General features: G+C 73.2%; 18 protein-coding genes and 1 pseudogene. 13 read left to right on the top strand and 6 right to left on the bottom strand.

Annotated features, from left to right (window positions below; translation table 11 throughout):
- Positions 1-8: 8 nt before the first annotated feature.
- On the top strand, positions 9-686 hold the full coding sequence (locus A4V12_RS24110) for a thymidine kinase (protein WP_064071492.1): 678 nt from the start codon (positions 9-11) through the stop codon (positions 684-686).
- Here the strand turns inward: A4V12_RS24110 and A4V12_RS24105 are convergent.
- Positions 658-1,431 (bottom strand): VOC family protein, encoded by a 774-nt coding sequence (locus A4V12_RS24105; RefSeq protein ID WP_064071491.1) that lies wholly within the window; start codon positions 1,429-1,431, stop codon positions 658-660. The two genes, A4V12_RS24110 and A4V12_RS24105, sit on opposite strands and share 29 nt — an antisense overlap.
- Positions 1,432-1,766: 335 nt before the next feature.
- Here A4V12_RS24105 and A4V12_RS24100 point away from each other — a divergent pair, with 335 nt between their 5' ends.
- Entirely contained in the window at positions 1,767-2,594 is an 828-nt protein-coding gene (locus A4V12_RS24100) for a sulfurtransferase (RefSeq protein WP_064071490.1), read from the top strand.
- A 122-nt stretch (positions 2,595-2,716) separates the two neighbouring features.
- Here A4V12_RS24100 and sepH read toward each other — a convergent pair whose 3' ends face one another.
- Positions 2,717-3,760 (bottom strand): septation protein SepH, encoded by a 1,044-nt coding sequence (gene sepH / locus A4V12_RS24095; RefSeq protein ID WP_064071578.1) that lies wholly within the window; start codon positions 3,758-3,760, stop codon positions 2,717-2,719.
- 529 nt (positions 3,761-4,289) lie between these two features.
- Between sepH and A4V12_RS37075 the strand changes: the two genes are divergently transcribed.
- Positions 4,290-5,078 (top strand): hypothetical protein, encoded by a 789-nt coding sequence (locus A4V12_RS37075; RefSeq protein ID WP_107415499.1) that lies wholly within the window; start codon positions 4,290-4,292, stop codon positions 5,076-5,078.
- A gap of 4 nt (positions 5,079-5,082) precedes the next feature.
- Here A4V12_RS37075 and A4V12_RS24085 read toward each other — a convergent pair whose 3' ends face one another.
- On the bottom strand, positions 5,083-6,396 hold the full coding sequence (locus A4V12_RS24085; RefSeq protein ID WP_064071577.1) for a D-arabinono-1,4-lactone oxidase: 1,314 nt from the start codon (positions 6,394-6,396) through the stop codon (positions 5,083-5,085).
- Positions 6,362-7,618 carry an MFS transporter gene (locus tag A4V12_RS24080; protein ID WP_064071488.1) on the bottom strand — a complete coding sequence of 419 codons (1,257 nt, stop codon included), beginning with the start codon at positions 7,616-7,618 and terminating at the stop codon, positions 6,362-6,364. The genes A4V12_RS24085 and A4V12_RS24080 overlap by 35 nt, the downstream gene beginning before the upstream one ends.
- A gap of 147 nt (positions 7,619-7,765) precedes the next feature.
- Here A4V12_RS24080 and A4V12_RS24075 point away from each other — a divergent pair, with 147 nt between their 5' ends.
- Both A4V12_RS24075 and A4V12_RS24070 read left to right on the top strand, forming a co-directional pair.
- Positions 7,766-8,893 (top strand): ferrochelatase, encoded by a 1,128-nt coding sequence (locus tag A4V12_RS24075; RefSeq protein WP_064071576.1) that lies wholly within the window; start codon positions 7,766-7,768, stop codon positions 8,891-8,893.
- Between the two features lie 9 nt (positions 8,894-8,902).
- Positions 8,903-9,712, top strand: coding sequence for an inositol monophosphatase family protein (locus tag A4V12_RS24070; protein WP_064071487.1), 810 nt, complete (start codon positions 8,903-8,905; stop codon positions 9,710-9,712).
- A 177-nt stretch (positions 9,713-9,889) separates the two neighbouring features.
- Here the strand turns inward: A4V12_RS24070 and A4V12_RS24065 are convergent, their stop codons facing one another.
- Complete coding sequence (locus tag A4V12_RS24065) at positions 9,890-10,081, bottom strand: hypothetical protein (protein WP_064071486.1); 192 nt, start codon at positions 10,079-10,081, stop codon at positions 9,890-9,892.
- Between the two features lie 308 nt (positions 10,082-10,389).
- Between A4V12_RS24065 and A4V12_RS24060 the strand changes: the two genes are divergently transcribed.
- From A4V12_RS24060 to A4V12_RS24045, 4 genes are all read left to right on the top strand, one after another.
- Positions 10,390-11,043: a response regulator transcription factor gene (locus tag A4V12_RS24060; RefSeq protein WP_064071485.1), complete on the top strand. Its 654-nt coding sequence runs from the start codon at positions 10,390-10,392 to the stop codon at positions 11,041-11,043.
- 4 nt (positions 11,044-11,047) lie between these two features.
- Positions 11,048-12,283 carry a sensor histidine kinase gene (locus A4V12_RS24055; protein ID WP_234372322.1) on the top strand — a complete coding sequence of 412 codons (1,236 nt, stop codon included), beginning with the start codon at positions 11,048-11,050 and terminating at the stop codon, positions 12,281-12,283.
- A 394-nt stretch (positions 12,284-12,677) separates the two neighbouring features.
- Positions 12,678-12,974, top strand: coding sequence for a DUF4193 domain-containing protein (locus tag A4V12_RS24050; RefSeq protein ID WP_003955561.1), 297 nt, complete (start codon positions 12,678-12,680; stop codon positions 12,972-12,974).
- Positions 12,975-12,986: 12 nt separating this feature from the next.
- Positions 12,987-13,928, top strand: a complete 942-nt coding sequence (locus tag A4V12_RS24045) for a hypothetical protein (RefSeq protein WP_079137292.1) — start codon at positions 12,987-12,989, stop codon at positions 13,926-13,928.
- A 62-nt stretch (positions 13,929-13,990) separates the two neighbouring features.
- Here the strand turns inward: A4V12_RS24045 and A4V12_RS24040 are convergent, their stop codons facing one another.
- Positions 13,991-14,482 carry a DUF3093 domain-containing protein gene (locus A4V12_RS24040; RefSeq protein WP_064071484.1) on the bottom strand — a complete coding sequence of 164 codons (492 nt, stop codon included), beginning with the start codon at positions 14,480-14,482 and terminating at the stop codon, positions 13,991-13,993.
- Between the two features lie 58 nt (positions 14,483-14,540).
- Here A4V12_RS24040 and A4V12_RS24035 point away from each other — a divergent pair, with 58 nt between their 5' ends.
- The 4 genes and pseudogenes from A4V12_RS24035 to A4V12_RS24020 all read left to right on the top strand — a co-directional run bounded on the left by A4V12_RS24035 (position 14,541) and on the right by A4V12_RS24020 (position 17,112).
- Positions 14,541-15,116 carry a PaaI family thioesterase gene (locus tag A4V12_RS24035; RefSeq protein WP_064071483.1) on the top strand — a complete coding sequence of 192 codons (576 nt, stop codon included), beginning with the start codon at positions 14,541-14,543 and terminating at the stop codon, positions 15,114-15,116.
- A complete protein-coding gene (gene dut / locus A4V12_RS24030) occupies positions 15,116-15,628 on the top strand; it encodes a dUTP diphosphatase (protein ID WP_064071482.1) in 513 nt (170 codons plus the stop codon). The genes A4V12_RS24035 and dut overlap by 1 nt, the downstream gene beginning before the upstream one ends.
- Before the next feature lies 1 nt (position 15,629).
- Complete coding sequence (locus tag A4V12_RS24025; protein ID WP_064071481.1) at positions 15,630-16,391, top strand: DUF3710 domain-containing protein; 762 nt, start codon at positions 15,630-15,632, stop codon at positions 16,389-16,391.
- Between the two features lie 161 nt (positions 16,392-16,552).
- Positions 16,553-17,112, top strand: a pseudogene (locus A4V12_RS24020) (ABC transporter ATP-binding protein).
- Positions 17,113-17,132 lie beyond the last annotated feature (20 nt).

Here is a 17,132-nt window from a genome sequence, read left to right as displayed (position 1 = left end):
ACTTCCCCATGCCCGAGCTGGTGTTCTTCTCCGGAACCATGGACTGCGGAAAGAGCACCCTCGCTCTGCAGATCGAGCACAACCGCTCGGCGCGCGGCCTCCAGGGCATGATCTTCACCCGGGACGACCGGGCGGGCGAAGGGAAGCTCTCCTCCCGGCTCGGTCTCGTCACCGACGCCGTCGAGGCCGCCGAGGGCTTCGACTTCTACGCCTACCTGGTCGGGCACCTCTCCAAGGGCGGCCGCTGCGACTACGTGATCGCCGACGAGGCCCAGTTCCTCGCGCCCGAGCAGATCGACCAGCTCGCCCGGGTCGTCGACGACCTGGAACTGGACGTCTTCGCCTTCGGCATCACCACCGACTTCCGCTCCAAGCTCTTCCCCGGCTCGCAGCGCCTCGTCGAACTCGCCGACCGGGTCGAGGTGCTGCAGGTCGAGGCCCTGTGCTGGTGCGGCGCCCGCGCCACCCACAACGCGCGCACCGTCGGCGGCGAGATGGTCGTCGAGGGCGCGCAGGTCGTCGTGGGCGACGTCAACGCCGGTGACGAGGTCGGGTACGAGGTGCTCTGCCGCCGCCACCACCGGCGCCGGATGACGGCCGCCACCGCACGTGCCGCCGCCCTCTCGCCGGACGTGCTGCCGGTCCCGGCCGAGGAACTCAGCGACCGGCCGACCGCACGATCGTGAAGACCGTGCCCTCGGGGTCGGCGACGGTCGCCAGCCGCCCGGCCGGGTCGTCGCGCGGCGGCTGGAGCACCTGACCCCCCAGCTCGGCCACCCGTCGCGCCGCGGCGTCGGTGTCCGCCACCTCGAACCAGGTCATCCAGTGGGCGCCCCGGTCGCGCGGCAGGGAGGCGCCGACGCCGTGCAGGGAGGCGACGGGCCGGTCGCCGACCTTCAGCATCACCAGGTCCAGGTCGGCCGAGACGACCGGGTCGAGCTCGTACCCGAACACGGTCTTGTAGAACTTGCCGACCGACTCCGTCTCCTGGGTCAGCAGCTCGTTCCAGGCCGGTGTCCCGGGCACGCCGACGATGCCCGTACCGAGGTGCGCGGCGGCCTGCCAGACACCGAAGACGGCGCCGGTGGGATCGGAGCAGATCACCAGCCGCCCCGCGTCGGCGGCCGTGATCGGCCCGACGGCGACCGTGCCGCCGCTGCACCGGACCGCCTCCGCGGTCCCGCCCGCGTCGTTGCTCGCCAGGTACGTCGTCCAGGCGGTCGGCAGGTCCCGGTCGGCCGGCAGCTGGCCGATCCCCGCCACTTCCCGGCCGTCGAGCAGCCCGCGGACGTACGGGCCCAACTGCTGCGGCCCCGGCTCGAACTGCCAGCCGAACAGCTCCCCGTAGAACTCCTGCGTCGCGTCAAGGCGATGCGCCATCAAGCTCACCCAGCAGGGTGTACCGGGTTCGTGCCGAGTCGCCTCGGTCATCGTCACTCTCTCCTCGGACCATCGTCGTGGCCGTGCGGGGACCGGGCGTGCGCCGTGCCGCCGCGCCTCACCGGCACGGTGTCGCCACCGGCTGCGGCGGCAGCGGCACCACCGGCCGCGGCGCCGCTGAGGCACCGCTCGTCGGACCGGCCGTGGCACCGGCTGTACGCCCCGTCAGATGCTCGCACCGTCGGCCGCGCGGTGCGTCCCGGCCGCGCCGTGAGTTGGCGCGATTCGGCAGGAGGATGCCCGAAAAATCGTTGCCCATCCCCACGCAGGTGTACAGGCGGCGCCCGTGCGCCCGTGCACGCCCCTCCTTGCGCGAGGATGGCGTCATGAACCCCATCATCTCGGCAGCAGAACTCGTCGACGAGCTGACCGGCGCGCGCCCTCCGGTCCTCCTGGACGTCCGGTGGCAGCTCGGCGGTCCGCCCGGCAGGCCGGCGTACGACGCGGGGCACATCCCGGGAGCCGTCTACGTCGACCTGGACACCGAGCTGGCGGGCCGGCCCGGCGCCGGGGGCCGGCACCCGCTGCCGGACGTGACGGAGTTCGGCGCCGTCATGCGCCGCGCGGGCGTCCGTACCGGCGCGCCGGTCGTGGTGTACGACGGCGGCCAGGGCTGGGCGGCCGCCCGCGCGTGGTGGCTGCTGCGCTGGGCGGGGCACCCGGAGGTGCAGGTGCTGGACGGCGGCCTGGCCGCCTGGCGGGGCGAGCTGTCGACCGAGGCGCCGGCGCCCGAGCCCGGCGACTTCACCCCCGAGCCGGGTGCCCTGCCGCTGCTGGACGCGGACGGGGCGGCGGCGCTGGCCCGGACTGGCCTGCTGCTGGACGCGCGGGCGGGGGAGCGGTACCGGGGCGAGGTGGAGCCGATCGACCCCGTGGGCGGCCACATCCCGGGCGCGGCCTCGGCCCCGACGACGGAGAACGTCGACGGGAACGGCCGGTTCCTGCCCGCCGAGATCCTGTCGGCCCGCTTCAAGGCCCTGGGCGCGGGCGACGCCCCGGAGGTCGGCGTCTACTGCGGCTCCGGTGTCTCGGGCGCCCACGAGGTGCTGGCGCTGGAGATCGCGGGCATCCGGGCGGCGCTGTACGCGGGTTCCTGGTCCGAATGGTCGTCCGACCCCGCCCGCCCGGTCGCCAAGGGCCCCGCCCGCGGCTAGCCGAACCCCGCCCGCACCCCCGGGAGTCGTTCCGCCGCCCGCCCCACCGGCGCGGGCGGCGCGGCGACCCGCGCCCGGCGCGTGACGCGCCGCTCGCTCCGCCGTCGCGCCCTCTGCTCCCGTTACTCCTGCTTCTTGCGCCGCGTACCGAAGACGATCTCGTCCCAGCTGGGGACCGCCGCGCGGCGCCCGGGGCGGACGCCGTCCGCCTCGGCCTGCCGGTCGGTCGTGCCCGTCAGACGGTCGCGGTGACCGCTCACCGCGCGGGGCATCAGGACGTCCGCGTACGCCGAGCCGGCGCCCGCCGAGGCGGCGGGGGCCGGGGGCTCCTCCGCGTCGGGCTCCTGGACGGGGTCGGCCGTCGCGGGTTCGGCGGCCGGGCGGTCGGGCACGACCATGTCGCCCCGGAAGCTCGGCACCGCCTCCAGCAGGCTCGTCAGCGAGTCGCGCTCGGACTCCTCCTCCGGCTCGGGCGCCGGTACGGGTGCCGGGCGCTCCATCTGCCGGTCGAGGGCCCGGTCCAGCGGCCGGTCGCGCGGGAGGCGCGCGATGCGCGGGACGAACGGGAAGCTCGGCTCCTGGACGGCCACCGCGTCGTCGGTCTCGCCGATCAGCGCGCGTGCCTCGTCGTCCACGGCCTGGACCAGCCTGCGGGGCGGGTCGTACGTCCAGCTCGCCGAGTGCACCTCACCCGCGACGCGGTAGACCAGCAGCACTTCCCAGGTGCCGTCGTCGCGGCGCCACGAGTCCCAGATCACCGTGTCCTTGTCGGCGCCGCGCAGCAGCAGCCGCTCCTGGACCGCCTCGCCCAGCTGCGGTCCGGTGTTCTCGCCGGGCCGGCGCACCGGGGTCTTCCGGGCGCGCTCGGCCATGAAGGCGCGTTCGGCGAGGACGGGGCCCTCGAAGCGGCGTACCCGCTCGACGGGGATGCCGGCGAGCTGGGCGACCTCTTCCGCGGAGGCACCCGCGCGTATACGCGCCTGGATGTCGCGGGGGCGGAGGTGGCTCTCCACCTCGATCTCGATCTGGCCGAGGCGGGCACGGTCGTTGCGGACGGCGGCGCGCAGCCGCTCGTCGATCGGAAGCGTGTACTCCGTGTTGTCGGCAGCCTTCAGCACCAGTCGTGTGCCGTCGTTGGAGACGGCCACGACACGCAGTTCGGGCATGGGGACCTCCCGGGTGGTGCCTGCCGACGTCACCTGCGTCGCTGCTTCCGCTAGTCGAGTGTGGCCTGCCCGGGTGCAGCCTGCCACAACCTTGCCGAGTTGCCCGGCGTGTCGGGCATGGGCCCTGGAACGCCGTTATGGCACGGTTACCTGTTCGCCACTCAGGGTGACCGATTTGGTCACTCTGTGCAGCAGGCGGCCGTGCGGTGCTGCGGCGCCGCCGGAACGAGTGCCGCTTTCGGCCCCCTCCCGTTGGTCCCGGACGCCCGAAAGGGATCGGGGCCCAGGGCTCGCCACAGTACTCCATTCGGGCCACCTGGGTGGACCGGCGCGCCGCCGAAGTTCTCCCCCGGTACGGCAGTTGGATGCCCTGATCGCCCGTCATTCGTGGTGTCCTTCACGGAACCTCCAGAAACGGAACCATTCGATTCGCCTATAAGTCCCTTAACTCGGCATGCTGGTACGGATGGGTGAAATCAGATCTCAGATGGACGATAAGTCGTATGCGCGAGATAACGGGACAGAAGGGATGAAGGGCAAGGGCAAGCGGCTCGATCTGAACGCCGCCCAGGTCGCGGGCAGCGCCGTGGCCGCGGTCGTGGCGGCGAAACTCGCCTCCAAGATGGGGGTGTACGGCACGGTCCTGGGCGCGGGCGTGATCAGCGTCGTCGCCACCTGCGGGGGCTCGGTCCTCCAGCACGTGCTCGGGAGCACGGGGGAGCGGGTGCGTGCCACGGTCCGGGCGGCGCGTCCGAGGACCGGCCGGGCCCGGCCGCCGGCCCGTCCGGGCGGACCGCCCCTCCGGCGGGTGACGGCGGACGGTGCCGGGCGCCAGGGGGAGTTCGGCGGGGCCACGACGTATGGCACACGCGTCCGTGGCTGGAAACGTTCGGTGCTCGCGGCGGCGGTGGTCTTCGGCGTGGCCATGGCGGGCATCACCGCCTACGAGCTGATGTCCGGTCAGGACCTCAGCGGCGGCGGGGGGACCACGGTCAGCGGCGTCGTACGCGGGGGCGACTCCGCGCACCGGCCGGCCACCACCCCGTCGCCCGCGCACCCGCAACAGCCCTCGGACCTGCACCCGGAACGGCACCGGGACGAGCAGCGGCCCCCGGCGCGTACACCCGGACCGGACGGCGACGGCGGCCCCGGTGCTCCCACCCCCACCCCGGCCCCCACCGGCCCCACGACCACCGCGCCGGCACCGACAACCGGCCCGGCGCGGCCCGGCACGGCGCCGCCCTCCCCGGCCCCCGCGCCTCCGGAGGACACGGCTCCGCCCGCCCCGGCGCCGTCCGCGGACGGCCCGGCCGGCTGAGCGGTCAGGCGCCCAGGACCCGCCGCAGGTAGTCGTTGCCGAACACCCGGTCCGGGTCGAGGCGGTCGCGCAGCGCGGTGAACTCACCGAACCGCGGATACACCTCCGCGAAGTAGGCGGCGTCCCGCGTGTGGAGCTTGCCCCAGTGCGGGCGCCCCCCGTGCGCCGTCATGATCCGCTCCGCCGCCGTGAAGTACGACCGGTACGGCGTGCCCTTGTACATGTGCACCGCGATGTACGCGGTGTCCCGGCCCGAGGCGGTGGAGAGCGCGATGTCGTCGGCGGGTGCCGTCCGGACCTCCACGGGGAAGCTGACGCGCAGCGGCGACCGGTCGACCATCGCCTTCAGCTCGCGCAGCGCGCCGACGGCCGCCTCCCGCGGCAGCGCGTACTCCATCTCCACGAACCGCACCCGGCGCGGGCTCGTGAAGACCTTGTACGGGATGTCCGTGTACGTACGGGCGGACAGGGCGCGGCTGGCGACCCTGGCGATGGCGGGAACGGTCGCGGGCACCGCCCGGCCCAGCGAGTTCACCACCTGGAAGAGCCCGTTGGACAGCAGCTCGTCCTCGACGAAGGCGCTGACCCGGCCGGGCGGCGCCGCGGGGCCGGCGCTGCGGTTGTTGCGCTTGGTGTTGCAGTTGCCGGTGTGCGGGAACCAGTAGAACTCGAAGTGCTCGTTCTCCGCGTGCAGCGCCTCGAAGTCGGCGGTGACCCGGTCGAACGTCATGGGTTCCTCGCGCGCGGTGAGCAGGAAGACCGGCTCCACGGCGAACGTCAGGGCCGAGACGACCCCCAGCGCGCCCAGCCCGATCCGGGCGGCCGCGAAGATCTCCGGGTTCTCCTTCACGGAGCAGGTCAGCACCCGGCCGTCCGCGGTGACCAGCTCCAGCTCCCGGACCTGCGCGGCGATCGAGGCGGAGTCCCGGCCCGTGCCGTGCGTACCGGTGCTGGTCGCCCCCGCCACCGTCTGCTCCATGATGTCGCCCATGTTCGTGAGCGACAGGCCCTCCCGGGCCAGGGCCACGTTCAGCCGCTTCAGCGGAGTGCCCGACTCCACCGTCACGGTCATCGCCCGGCGGTCGATCCGGCGGATGCCGGTCAGCAGGTCCGGGCGGATCAGGACGCCGTCGGTGGCGGCGATCGACGTGAACGAATGGCCCGAGCCGACCGTCTTGACCCGCAGGCCCTCCCGGGCGGCGGACCGCACCGTCTCCGCCAGCTCCTCGACGGAGGCGGGACGCGCCTCCCGCACCGGCCTCGCGGCCACCGTCCCCGCCCAGTTACGCCACGTGTCCTTCTCGCTCCGGCTCCCCAGAGCCCTGAGAGTCCCGCTCACGCTGCCCCTCCCGCGTCGGCACCGGCCTGCGCAGCCGGCGGTACCCCAGGAACGCCACCACGGCCGCGAGCACTCCCGCGACGCCGGGGACCGCGTACCCCGCGGCCGCCCCGTGGGCGTCGACCACCCAGCCGGCGGCCGAGGAGCCGAGCGCCACGCCGACCGCGAGGCCGGTACCCGTCCAGGACATGCCCTCGGTCAGCTTGGTGCGCGGTACGTGGGCCTCGACGAGGGCCATGGTCGTCACCATCGTCGGCGCGATGGCGAGGCCCGCGACAAAGAGCGCCACGGCCAGGAACGGCAGGCTCCCGGCCAGTTGGAGGGGGATCATACTCACGGCCATCGCACACACACCCACGACCCACCTGCGCGACGGCTCGCCCTTGAGGTGCAGCAGGCCGAAGACCGCCCCCGCCACGCACGAGCCCAGCGCGTACACCGCCAGCACCAGGCTGGCCGCGGCCTTGTGGCCCTCCTCCTCCGCGAACGCCACGGTCACCACGTCCACCGCGCCGAAGATCGTGCCGGTCGCGACGAACGCCGCCACCAGCACCTGCAGACCGGGCGACCGCAGCGCCGAACCGCCGGTGTGCTGCTCGATCGGGTGCGGGCGGGGCTCCGTACCGCGCTGGGCGGTCAGCCACCACACGCCGACCGCCAGGAACACCGCGGCCAGCAGCGGACCCGCCTCGGGGAACCACACGGTCGACAGACCGATGGAGATGATCGGGCCGAAGATGAAGCACACCTCGTCGATGATCGACTCGAACGAGTACGCGGTGTGCAGCTCGCGCGGCGAACCCCGGTAGATCGTCGCCCACCGGGCCCGGGTCATGGCACCGATGCTCGGCACGGAGCCGGCGGCGGCCGAGAACACGAACAGCGTCCACTCCGGCCACCCCTGCTGCGCGCAGACCAGCAGGCCCGCCACGGCCGCGACCGTGACCAGGGTGGCCGGGCGCAGCACCCTCCGCTGCCCGTAGCGGTCGACCAGCCGGGAGACCTGGGGGCCGAGCACGGCGGCGGAGACGGCGAGGGTCGCGGAGAGCGCGCCGGCCAGCCCGTAGCGGCCGGTGAGCTGGGAGATCATGGTGACGATGCCGATGCCCATCATGGCCAGCGGCATACGGCCGAGGAAGCCGGCGGTGGAGAACCCCACGGTGCCGGGGGCGGAGAAGATCGCGCGGTAGGGACTGGGCAAGGGGGTACTCCGGCCGGTGAGGCGTAGGGCGCGTGAGGCGTAAGGCGTATGGGCAGCCTTGACAGATTACGTCCGAACGGGTGAGGGCGCACGGCGGTTTCCCCGCTGTCGGAACCGGGTGGCAGGATCGGCACCATGTCCGATGCCATGGCCGATCAGCGCGATCCAGCCCCGTACGACGCCCTGCTGCTGCTCTCCTTCGGCGGGCCCGAGGGCCCCGACGACGTGGTCCCGTTCCTGGAGAACGTGACCCGGGGAAGGGGCATCCCCAAGGAACGCCTCAAGGAAGTGGGGCAGCACTACTTCCTGTTCGGCGGCGTCAGCCCCATCAACGACCAGAACCGCGCGCTGCTCGCCGCACTGCGCAAGGACTTCGCGGACGCCGGTCTCGACCTGCCCGTCCACTGGGGCAACCGGAACTGGGCGCCGTACCTCACCGACACGCTGCGCGAGATGGTCACCGCCGGTCACCGCCGTATCGCGGTCCTCGCCACCAGCGCCTACGCCTCGTACTCGGGCTGCCGGCAGTACCGGGAGAACCTGGCCGACGCCCTCGCCACGCTGGAGGCGGAGGGGCTGCCGCTGCCCCGGGTCGACAAGCTGCGGCACTACTTCAACCACCCCGGGTTCGTCCGCCCCATGGTCGAGGGCGTCCTGACGTCGCTGGCGGAGCTCGACGAGTCGGTCCGCGCGGGCGCCCACCTCGCGTTCACCACGCACTCGATCCCCACCTCGGCCGCCGACACCTCCGGACCGGCGGACCAGCACGGGGAGGGCGGCGCGTACGTGCGGCAGCACCTGGACGTGGCCCGGCTCATCGCCGACGCCGTCCGGGAGCAGACGGGCGTCGAGCACCCCTGGGAGCTGGTCTACCAGTCCCGCAGCGGCGCCCCGCACATCCCGTGGCTGGAGCCGGACATCTGCGACCACCTGGAGGCCCTGCACGCCGCCGGGGCACCGGCGGTCGTCATGGTCCCGATCGGGTTCGTCTCGGACCACATGGAGGTCCTGTACGACCTGGACACCGAGGCCACCGCCAAGGCCGCCGAGCTGGGCCTCCCGGTGCGCCGGTCGGCGACCGTCGGCGACGACCCGCGCTTCGCGGCCGCCGTCCGGGACCTGGTCCTGGAGCGCGCTGCGGCCGAGCGCGGGACCTCGGTGGAGCGGTGCGCGCTGGGCGCCCTCGGCGCGTCGCACGACCTGTGCCCCGTCGGCTGCTGCCCGGCCCGCAGCGAGCGGCCCGCGGCGGCCGGTGCCGACAGCCCGTACGCCTGAGGAGACCCCGTGACCGATCCGCGTGACCCGCTCCTGACCGAGCTCCTCGGCGTGGCCCTGGAGGCCGGCCGCCGGGCCGGTGCCCTGCTGCGCGACGGCCGGCCGGCCGACCTCGGGGTGGCGGCGACCAAGTCGAGCCCGATCGACGTCGTCACCGAGATGGACATCGCCGCCGAGAAGCTGATCACGGACTTCCTCGCCGAGCACCGTCCCCACGACGGACTCCTCGGCGAGGAGGGAGCCGCCACGGAGGGCACCAGCGGCATCCGCTGGGTCGTCGACCCGCTGGACGGCACGGTGAACTACCTCTACGGCCTGCCGACCTGGGCGGTGTCCATCGCCGCCGAGCGGGACGGCCGGGCCGTCGTGGGCGTCGTCGAGGCGCCGGTGCGCGGTGAGACCTTCCGCGCGGTCCTCGGCGGCGGCGCCTTCCTGAACGACCGGCCCGTCCGCTGCCGCCCCGCCCCGCCGCTGGACCAGGCCCTCGTCTCGACGGGGTTCAACTACGTGGCCGCGGTCCGCGCCCACCAGGCCGACGTGGCGCAGCGCCTGATCCCCCGGCTCCGGGACATCCGGCGCAGCGGTTCCGCCGCCGTCGACCTGTGCGACGTGGCCGCCGGCCGCCTGGACGGGTACTACGAGCGGGGGCTGCACCCCTGGGACCTGGCGGCCGGGGCCCTGATCGCCCGCGAGGCGGGAGCGCTGACCGGCGGGCGGCCGGGTACGCCGCCGACGGGCGAGCTGACGGTGGCGGCGTCCCCGGGGGTCTTCGAGCCGCTCCAGGCCCTCCTGGAGGACTTCGGCGCCTGGCACGACTAGGACGGGCGCCCGGTACGACCAGGACGGGTCCTCCGCCGCCGCGGAGGCCCGCCGGGGCGGCGCCGGGACGGCGGCCCGCCCGCGCGGGTCCGGGCCGCCCCGGGCAAGCGGAAGGCCCCGGCCGTCCCGCACGGAATCTGCGGAGCGGCCGGGGCCCTGGCCCTGTCCTGCCCGGGGTCAGGCCATCGCGGTGGTGATCTCCACGCCGTGCTCCGCCGCGAGGCGGTGCAGGTCGTCGAGCTCAGCCTGCTCGACATCGGCCAGGAAGTCGTCTCCCGTCTCGCGAGCCCGAGTGAGGTCGGTCTCCGTGGCCCTTATGCGCTGCAGCAGTCCTGCGGTGAAAGCGTCCATCGTGCGCCCCCTCGTCATGGGTCGGTGGCACGGGGGTGTGCCGAGGGTTGTCGTTCGATCACGCACTGCACCTCTGGGGGACAGAGCGGTTTGTGGCGCGCCACATACGGGGCGTGATCTCGGGTGTGCAGTCGTCCTCCCCAAGGGCTTCCTCACGGAAACCTCAACTCGTCCGTGAATTCAGTTGATTCCCGTATCGCCGCACAGTGGTCGTCTGCCGTCCCAAGCCGCCTTACAGCCGGTTTACGCGCGTACGGGGCAGGATGGATGCGCACGGCCAGTGCGGAAGACCTGCCCGGCACCGGGCTCGGAGGAAGGAACCACCTGTGCGCGTACTCGTCGTCGAGGACGAGCAGCTGCTCGCCGATGCGGTGGCCACCGGTCTGCGCCGGGAGGCCATGGCCGTCGACGTCGTGTACGACGGATCGGCCGCCCTGGAGCGCATCGGGGTCAACGACTACGACGTGGTCGTGCTCGACCGCGACCTGCCGCTCGTCCACGGCGACGACGTCTGCCGCAAGATCGTCGACCTCGGCATGCCGACCCGCGTCCTGATGCTCACCGCCTCCGGTGACGTCAGCGACCGCGTCGAGGGCCTGGAGATCGGCGCGGACGACTACCTGCCCAAGCCGTTCGCGTTCAGCGAGCTCACGGCACGGGTGCGGGCGCTCGGCCGGCGGACGACGGTGCCGCTGCCGCCCGTCCTGGAGCGGGCCGGGATCAAGCTCGACCCCAACCGGCGCGAGGTCTTCCGGGAGGGCAGGGAGATCCAGCTGGCGCCGAAGGAGTTCGCGGTGCTGGAGGTCCTCATGCGCAGCGAGGGCGCCGTGGTCTCGGCCGAGCAGCTGCTGGAGAAGGCCTGGGACGAGAACACCGACCCCTTCACCAACGTCGTGCGCGTGACCGTGATGACCCTGCGCCGCAAGCTCGGCGAACCGCCGGTGATCGTCACCGTGCCGGGTTCCGGGTACCGGATCTGATCCCGTGGCTCCGACCCCCACCCCGATCCCCGCGCCACCGCAGGCGCCACCGAAGCCGACCTGGGACCCCAGGGAGCCGGTCCGGCCCTGGCTGCGTCCCACGATCCGCATACGGCTCACGCTGCTGTACGGCGGGATGTTCCTGATCGCCGGCATCCTGCTGCTGTCGATCATCTACCTGCTGGCCGCCCAGGCCCTCCACATCGGCAGCGAACTCCCGTTCAAGATCGTCAACGGCCAGGTGACGAGCAACGTCTGCAACTTCCCGGTCGAGGCCGGTCCCGACGAGTTCAACCGGGCGATGAACACCTGTGTGAACCAGCAGCGCGAGCACGCCCTGGACGACCTGCTGCGCCGCTCGCTCTTCGCCCTCCTGGGCCTCAGCGTCATCGCCTTCGCCTTCGGCTACGCCATGGCGGGCCGCGTGCTGTCCCCGCTCGGCCGGATCACCCGCACCGCCCGCAACGTGGCCGGCACCGACCTCTCCCGCCGGATCGAGCTGGACGGCCCGGACGACGAGCTCAAGGAGCTCGCCGACACCTTCGACGACATGCTGGACCGGCTGGACCGGGCGTTCACCGCCCAGCAGCGGTTCGTCGCCAACGCCTCGCACGAGCTGCGCACGCCGCTGGCGATCAACCGCACCCTGCTGGAGGTCCACCTGTCGGACCCCGGGGCGCCCGCGGAGCTGCACCAGCTGGGCAAGACGCTGCTGGCCACCAACGAGCGCAGCGAGCAGCTGGTGGAGGGCCTGCTGCTGCTCGCCCGGAGCGACAACGAGATCGTGGAGCGCAAGCCGGTGGACCTGGCGGAGGTCGCCTCGCGGGCCATCGACCAGACCCGGTCGGAGGCCGAGGCCAAGGGCGTGGAGATCCGCGGCGAGCGCGCCCCTGCCGGCGTACAGGGCAACGGCGTCCTGCTGGAGCGGATCGCCCTGAACCTGGTGCAGAACGCCGTCCGCTACAACGTGGACGGGGGCTGGGTGGAGGTCACCACCGAGACCCGGCCCGGCCAGGCGGTGCTGGTGGTCTCGAACACGGGGCCGGTGGTCCCGGCGTACGAGATCGACAACCTCTTCGAGCCGTTCCGGCGGCTCAGGCAGGAGCGCACCGGCAGTGACAAGGGCGTCGGGCTGGGGCTGTCGATCGCCCGGTCGGTCGCCCGGGCCCACGGGGGCCGTATCATCGCGGAGCCCCGCGAGGGCGGCGGCCTCGTCATGCGTGTCACGCTTCCGGTGTGACACGCCGGGCGAGCCGTCCATGCTGTTCGCTTTACGCGGAATTTTCGTGACCCGTTCACGAGGGTTCCGTGTGTGATCGATCACAAGGGACCGGTTCCGGCCATCTACTCTCCGTGATCAAGAATTCCCCCGGAAAACCGGGAAAAGTCCGGGTTTCCGGGGGGTGGGATCACGGGAAGTACACGGGGTGGCGCCCATCGGGCGCGGCTTCCGGACCGTGTACGGTCCCGTTCGCCATCCAAACCCGATCGCTCTCGAGGGGTCCGGTTGGGTGTCGATTGAGTAACAGACCTTGATGTGAGGCAAAATCTCCGCCTCAGGTCGGGCACAAGTCCGGCCTCTCACGCGTTACGTGCGCTGGAGACACCGCAACCACCCAGAGGGGGAGAGCGACATGGCAACGGATTACGACACCCCACGCAAGACCGACGACGACGTCGACTCGGACAGCCTTGAAGAGCTGAAGGCCCGGCGCAACGACAAGTCGACCTCGACCGTCGACGTCGACGAGTTCGAGGCCGCCGAGGGCCTGGAGCTGCCCGGCGCGGACCTCTCGAACGAGGAGCTGGCCGTCCGGGTGCTGCCCAAGCAGGCGGACGAGTTCACCTGCATGAGCTGCTTCCTGGTGCACCACCGCAGCCAGCTGGCCCGCGAGAAGAACGGCCAGCCGATCTGCCGCGACTGCGACTAGGGTCCGTCGGCCGTGGCAGGCGACGACACCCCTTCTCGGAAGCGACGCTTCCGGCTCCTTGGGAAGCCGGAGGCGTACCAGGGCGGCACAGGCCCGGCACCAGGCGCTCACGACGCGCCCGCCGAGCACTCCGCCCTCCTGCCCCCTCCCGGCGCGCGTGACGACGAGCGGGGCCCCTCGGCCTCGCTCGAGGCAGCCGGAAGGGCAGGGGCGCCGTCCGTGCGGGACACAACGGCCGGTACACCGGCCGGGACGTCCGCCGGAGGGCGACGCCTCGGCGCCGTCATGCGCGGCGTCCACAGGAGCCGTGAGGGCGCCAGGGCGGGCCTCGCCCACCTCGCCGACCGGCTCATCGAGAACGCCCCGCGCGTTCCCGTCCGGGACCTGGCGACCCTCCGCGGGCAGTTCCCGGGCCTCACCCCCGAACAGCTCGCGGACAAGCTGATCGCGGGCGCGGCCAACGCCACCTCCACGGTGGGCGCCGGCATCGGCGCGGCCGCCATGCTGCCCGTACCGCCGGCCATGCCGGCCGAGATGGCCGCCGAGATCACCGGCGTCGCGGCGATCGAGCTGAAGCTCATCGCCGAACTCCACGAGGTCTACGGCCAGCGGCCCCCGGGCAACCTCAAGGAGCGGGCAGCGGCGTACCTCACCTCCTGGACGGAGGAACGGGGCATCGACGTCACCAGGCCCGCCACCGTCAACGCCGCCCTCGGCGGCCGCATGAAGCGCGAGCTGCGCCAGCAGATCATGAAGCGCATGGTGCGCAACCTGCCGAACCTGATGCCGTTCATGGTCGGCGCGGCCGTCGGTGCCGTCATGAACCGGCGCGACACCAAGAAGCTCGCCGAGCGCATCCGTACGGACCTCCGCGCCCGCCAGGTGCCCTGGGACGCGCTGCCCTCCCTGCCCCCGCTGGAACAGTCGGAGAACCCGAAGGAGATCGGCTTCTAGCCCCCGCCGGCCGCGCGCCCCGCCCCCGCCCCTGGGCGTGCCCCCGCGCGACCTGTGCGTCCCTACGCCTGCGTCTGTGGCCGTACGCCGGCCAGCGCGGCCGCCAGGGCCCGCGGGTCGCGGCTGGACAGGTACAGGTACGGCGTCGGATCGGCCGGGTCCGTCACCTCCACGCGCACGGCGCCGGGGACGTACCCCCGCAGCAGCATGAACGCGCGCGGGTCCGCCTTGTGCGTCCGCCAGGCGCGCGCCTCCTCGGCGTCCAGCACCTCCGGCTCACCGAGCGCCGACACCGGGACGCGGGCGTCCCCGGCGACCAGCGATCCGGCGACCACCCGGATGCGCGCCGAGCCGTACGAACTGACCGCCATGCACGCCAGCGCACCGGCCAGGATGACGCCGCCCAGCATGGGCAGCGTGCCCAGCGGCAGCATGATCAACCCGCCGGAGACGCCCACCAGGACGGCCAGGAACCACCAGGAGCGGGGAGCGGTGAGACGCTCGTCGTACTGCGGGGCGGAGGCCGGTACGGAGGCCGCTGCGGAAGGCTGCATACACCCAAGCTTGGCACGGCGCGACCGCTGGTCGGCCGCGCGGGTAAGGTCTCCCGCTGTGAGCACTGCACTGACGCCCCCGGCCGACGCCATACCGCCGGTACGGCACCCCGACGCGCCCGCCCCGGGCGAGCTCCTGGGCGCCCACTACGAGCACTGCTTCGGCTGCGGCGGCGGGCAGCCCCACGGACTGCACCTGGAGGCACGGGCCGGCGAGGGCGTGACCATCACCGCCGAGTTCACCGTCACGTCCGACCACCAGGGCGCCCCGGGCCTGGCGCACGGCGGCATCCTCGCCACCGCACTGGACGAGACGCTCGGCTCGCTGAACTGGCTGCTGCGGGTCATCGCGGTGACCGGCCGGCTGGAGACCGACTTCGTCCGCCCGGTGCCCGTCGGCACGGTGCTGCACCTGCAGGCCGAGGTCACCGCCGTGCACGGCCGGAAGATCTACTGCACGGCGACGGGCCGGATCGGCGGACCCGAGGGGCCCGTGGCCGTCCGCGCCGACGCCCTCTTCATCGAGGTCAAGGTCGACCACTTCATCGACAACGGCCGCCCGGAGGAGATCCAGGCGGCGATGGCCGACCCCGACCAGGTCCGGCGCGCCCGCGCCTTCGAGGTGAACCCCTGATGCGCAACCCCGTCGACGTCCTGATCCGCCGCGTGGACCCGGAGGTGCCGCTCCCGTCGTACGGGCACCCGGGCGACGCCGGCGCCGATCTCGTCACCACCGAGGCCGCCGAGCTGGCCCCCGGAGAGCGCGCGGTCCTCCCCACCGGAGTGTCGATCGCGCTGCCCGACGGGTACGCGGCGTTCGTGCACCCGCGTTCGGGTCTCGCAGCTCGGTGCGGAGTGGCCCTCGTGAATGCCCCAGGGACGGTGGATGCCGGGTACCGTGGGGAGATCAAGGTGATCGTGGTCAACCTCGACCCGCGCGAGATCGTGCGGTTCGCACGGTTCGACCGGATCGCCCAACTGGTCGTTCAGCAAGTCGAGAAGGTCCGTTTCCACGAAGTGGCGGAGCTTCCCGGCTCGGCGCGGGCCGAGGGGGGCTTCGGGTCCACCGGCGGTCATGCCGCCACGGAGGGCTGGACGGGTGGGAATCGATACGCTTCGGTCGTATCCGACCGGGAAGGACAGTGACGTGTTCGGACGTCGCAAGAAGAGCGGTGCCGCTGCCGACGCAGCGGGCGAGGCCGAGCAGGTCGTCGACGAGGTCGGCACGGATGACGCGGACGACGAGCCGCGCCGGGTGAACCTTCCGCCGGCACCCCGGCCCGACGGTCCCTGGGACGTCTCCGAGGTCTCCCGCCCCGAAGAGGGCCGGGTGGACCTGGGTGGCATGTTCGTGCCCGGGGTCGAGGGCATGGAGCTGCGGGTGGAGGTCGCGGGCGACGCGATCGTCGCGGCCACGGTGGTGCTGCGTGACAGCGCCATCCAGCTGCAGGCGTTCGCCGCGCCCAAGAAGGAAGGCATCTGGGGCGAGGTCCGCGAGGAGATCGCCTCCGGCATCACGCAGCAGGGTGGCGTCATCGACGAGGTCGAGGGCCCGCTCGGCTGGGAGCTGCGCGCCCAGGTGCCCGTCAAGCTGCCCGACGGCACCGGCGGTGTGCAGCTGGTGCGCTTCGTCGGCGTCGACGGCCCCCGCTGGTTCCTGCGCGGTGTCATCTCCGGGCAGGGCGCGGTGCAGCCGCAGGCCGCGGGGCTGCTGGAGCAGATCTTCCGGGACACCGTCGTGGTTCGGGGCGAGGGGCCGATGGCGCCGCGCGACCCGATCGTCCTCAAGCTGCCGAACGACGCGCAGATGGTGCCCGAGGGCGTGCAGCAGGAGGACCAGGAGACGTCGCGCTTCTCCGGCGGCATGGGCCACCTCCAGCGGGGCCCGGAGATCACCGAGGTCCGCTGAGGTCCGCCGGGCCGTCGCCGGCACACCGACGAGGGGCCGCTCCCCGTACGACACGGGGCGCGGCCCCTCGCGTTCCCGCGCGTTCCCGCGCGTCGTCCACAGGCGTTGCGGGCCTTGATCGGCCCCCCGCATACTGATCACGGACGGGGACGGGGGAACTGATGTCCGAGCAGCGCAGCGGGGAGAACGCCGCCACGGCCGTCGCCGGGGGCCGGCCGCCCATGGTGCGGGTGGAGGACGTCCACCAGTCGTACGGGACGGGGGCGGCGGCCGTCCACGCGCTGCGGGGCGTCTCCTTCGAGATACCGCACGGTGAGCTCGTCGCGCTCAAGGGCCGCTCCGGCTCGGGCAAGACCACGCTGCTCAACCTCGTCGGCGGGCTCGACACCCCCGACCGGGGGCGGATCACCATCGACGGCACCGACCTCGCCGGCCTGGGGGAGACCGGGCTGCTGGAGCTGCGCCGCGACCGGATCGGGTTCGTCTTCCAGGGCTTCGGGCTGCCATAGCCCGCGCCCTGGCCAACGAACCGGCCCGGCTGATAGCCGACGAGCCGACCGGGCAGCTCGACGCCGAGACCGGCCTCGCGGTGATGGAGCTGCTGCGCGCCGTCGTACGCAGCGAAGGCGTCACCGCCCTCGTCGCCACCCACGACGCCCAGCTGCTCGGCCTGGCGGACCGGGTCCTGGAACTCGGCGACGGCACGCTGACCGAGCACTGAGCGAGCACTGAGCGGGTGTC

Source organism: Streptomyces noursei (assembly GCF_001646665.1).
Taxonomy (GTDB): Bacteria; Actinomycetota; Actinomycetes; order Streptomycetales; family Streptomycetaceae; genus Streptomyces; species Streptomyces lavendulocolor.
This window is presented reverse-complemented; position numbering and strand designations above follow the sequence as displayed.

Coding starts and splice junctions, on each gene's coding strand:
- A4V12_RS24110 (WP_064071492.1), top strand. CDS start 9: ATGCCCGAGCTGGTGTTCTTCTCCGGAACCATGGACTGCGGAAAGAGC.
- A4V12_RS24105 (WP_064071491.1), bottom strand. CDS start 1,431: ATGACCGAGGCGACTCGGCACGAACCCGGTACACCCTGCTGGGTGAGC.
- A4V12_RS24100 (WP_064071490.1), top strand. CDS start 1,767: ATGAACCCCATCATCTCGGCAGCAGAACTCGTCGACGAGCTGACCGGC.
- sepH (WP_064071578.1), bottom strand. CDS start 3,760: ATGCCCGAACTGCGTGTCGTGGCCGTCTCCAACGACGGCACACGACTG.
- A4V12_RS37075 (WP_107415499.1), top strand. CDS start 4,290: ATGAAGGGCAAGGGCAAGCGGCTCGATCTGAACGCCGCCCAGGTCGCG.
- A4V12_RS24075 (WP_064071576.1), top strand. CDS start 7,766: ATGGCCGATCAGCGCGATCCAGCCCCGTACGACGCCCTGCTGCTGCTC.
- A4V12_RS24065 (WP_064071486.1), bottom strand. CDS start 10,081: ATGACGAGGGGGCGCACGATGGACGCTTTCACCGCAGGACTGCTGCAG.
- A4V12_RS24050 (WP_003955561.1), top strand. CDS start 12,678: ATGGCAACGGATTACGACACCCCACGCAAGACCGACGACGACGTCGAC.
- A4V12_RS24040 (WP_064071484.1), bottom strand. CDS start 14,482: ATGCAGCCTTCCGCAGCGGCCTCCGTACCGGCCTCCGCCCCGCAGTAC.
- dut (WP_064071482.1), top strand. CDS start 15,116: ATGCGCAACCCCGTCGACGTCCTGATCCGCCGCGTGGACCCGGAGGTG.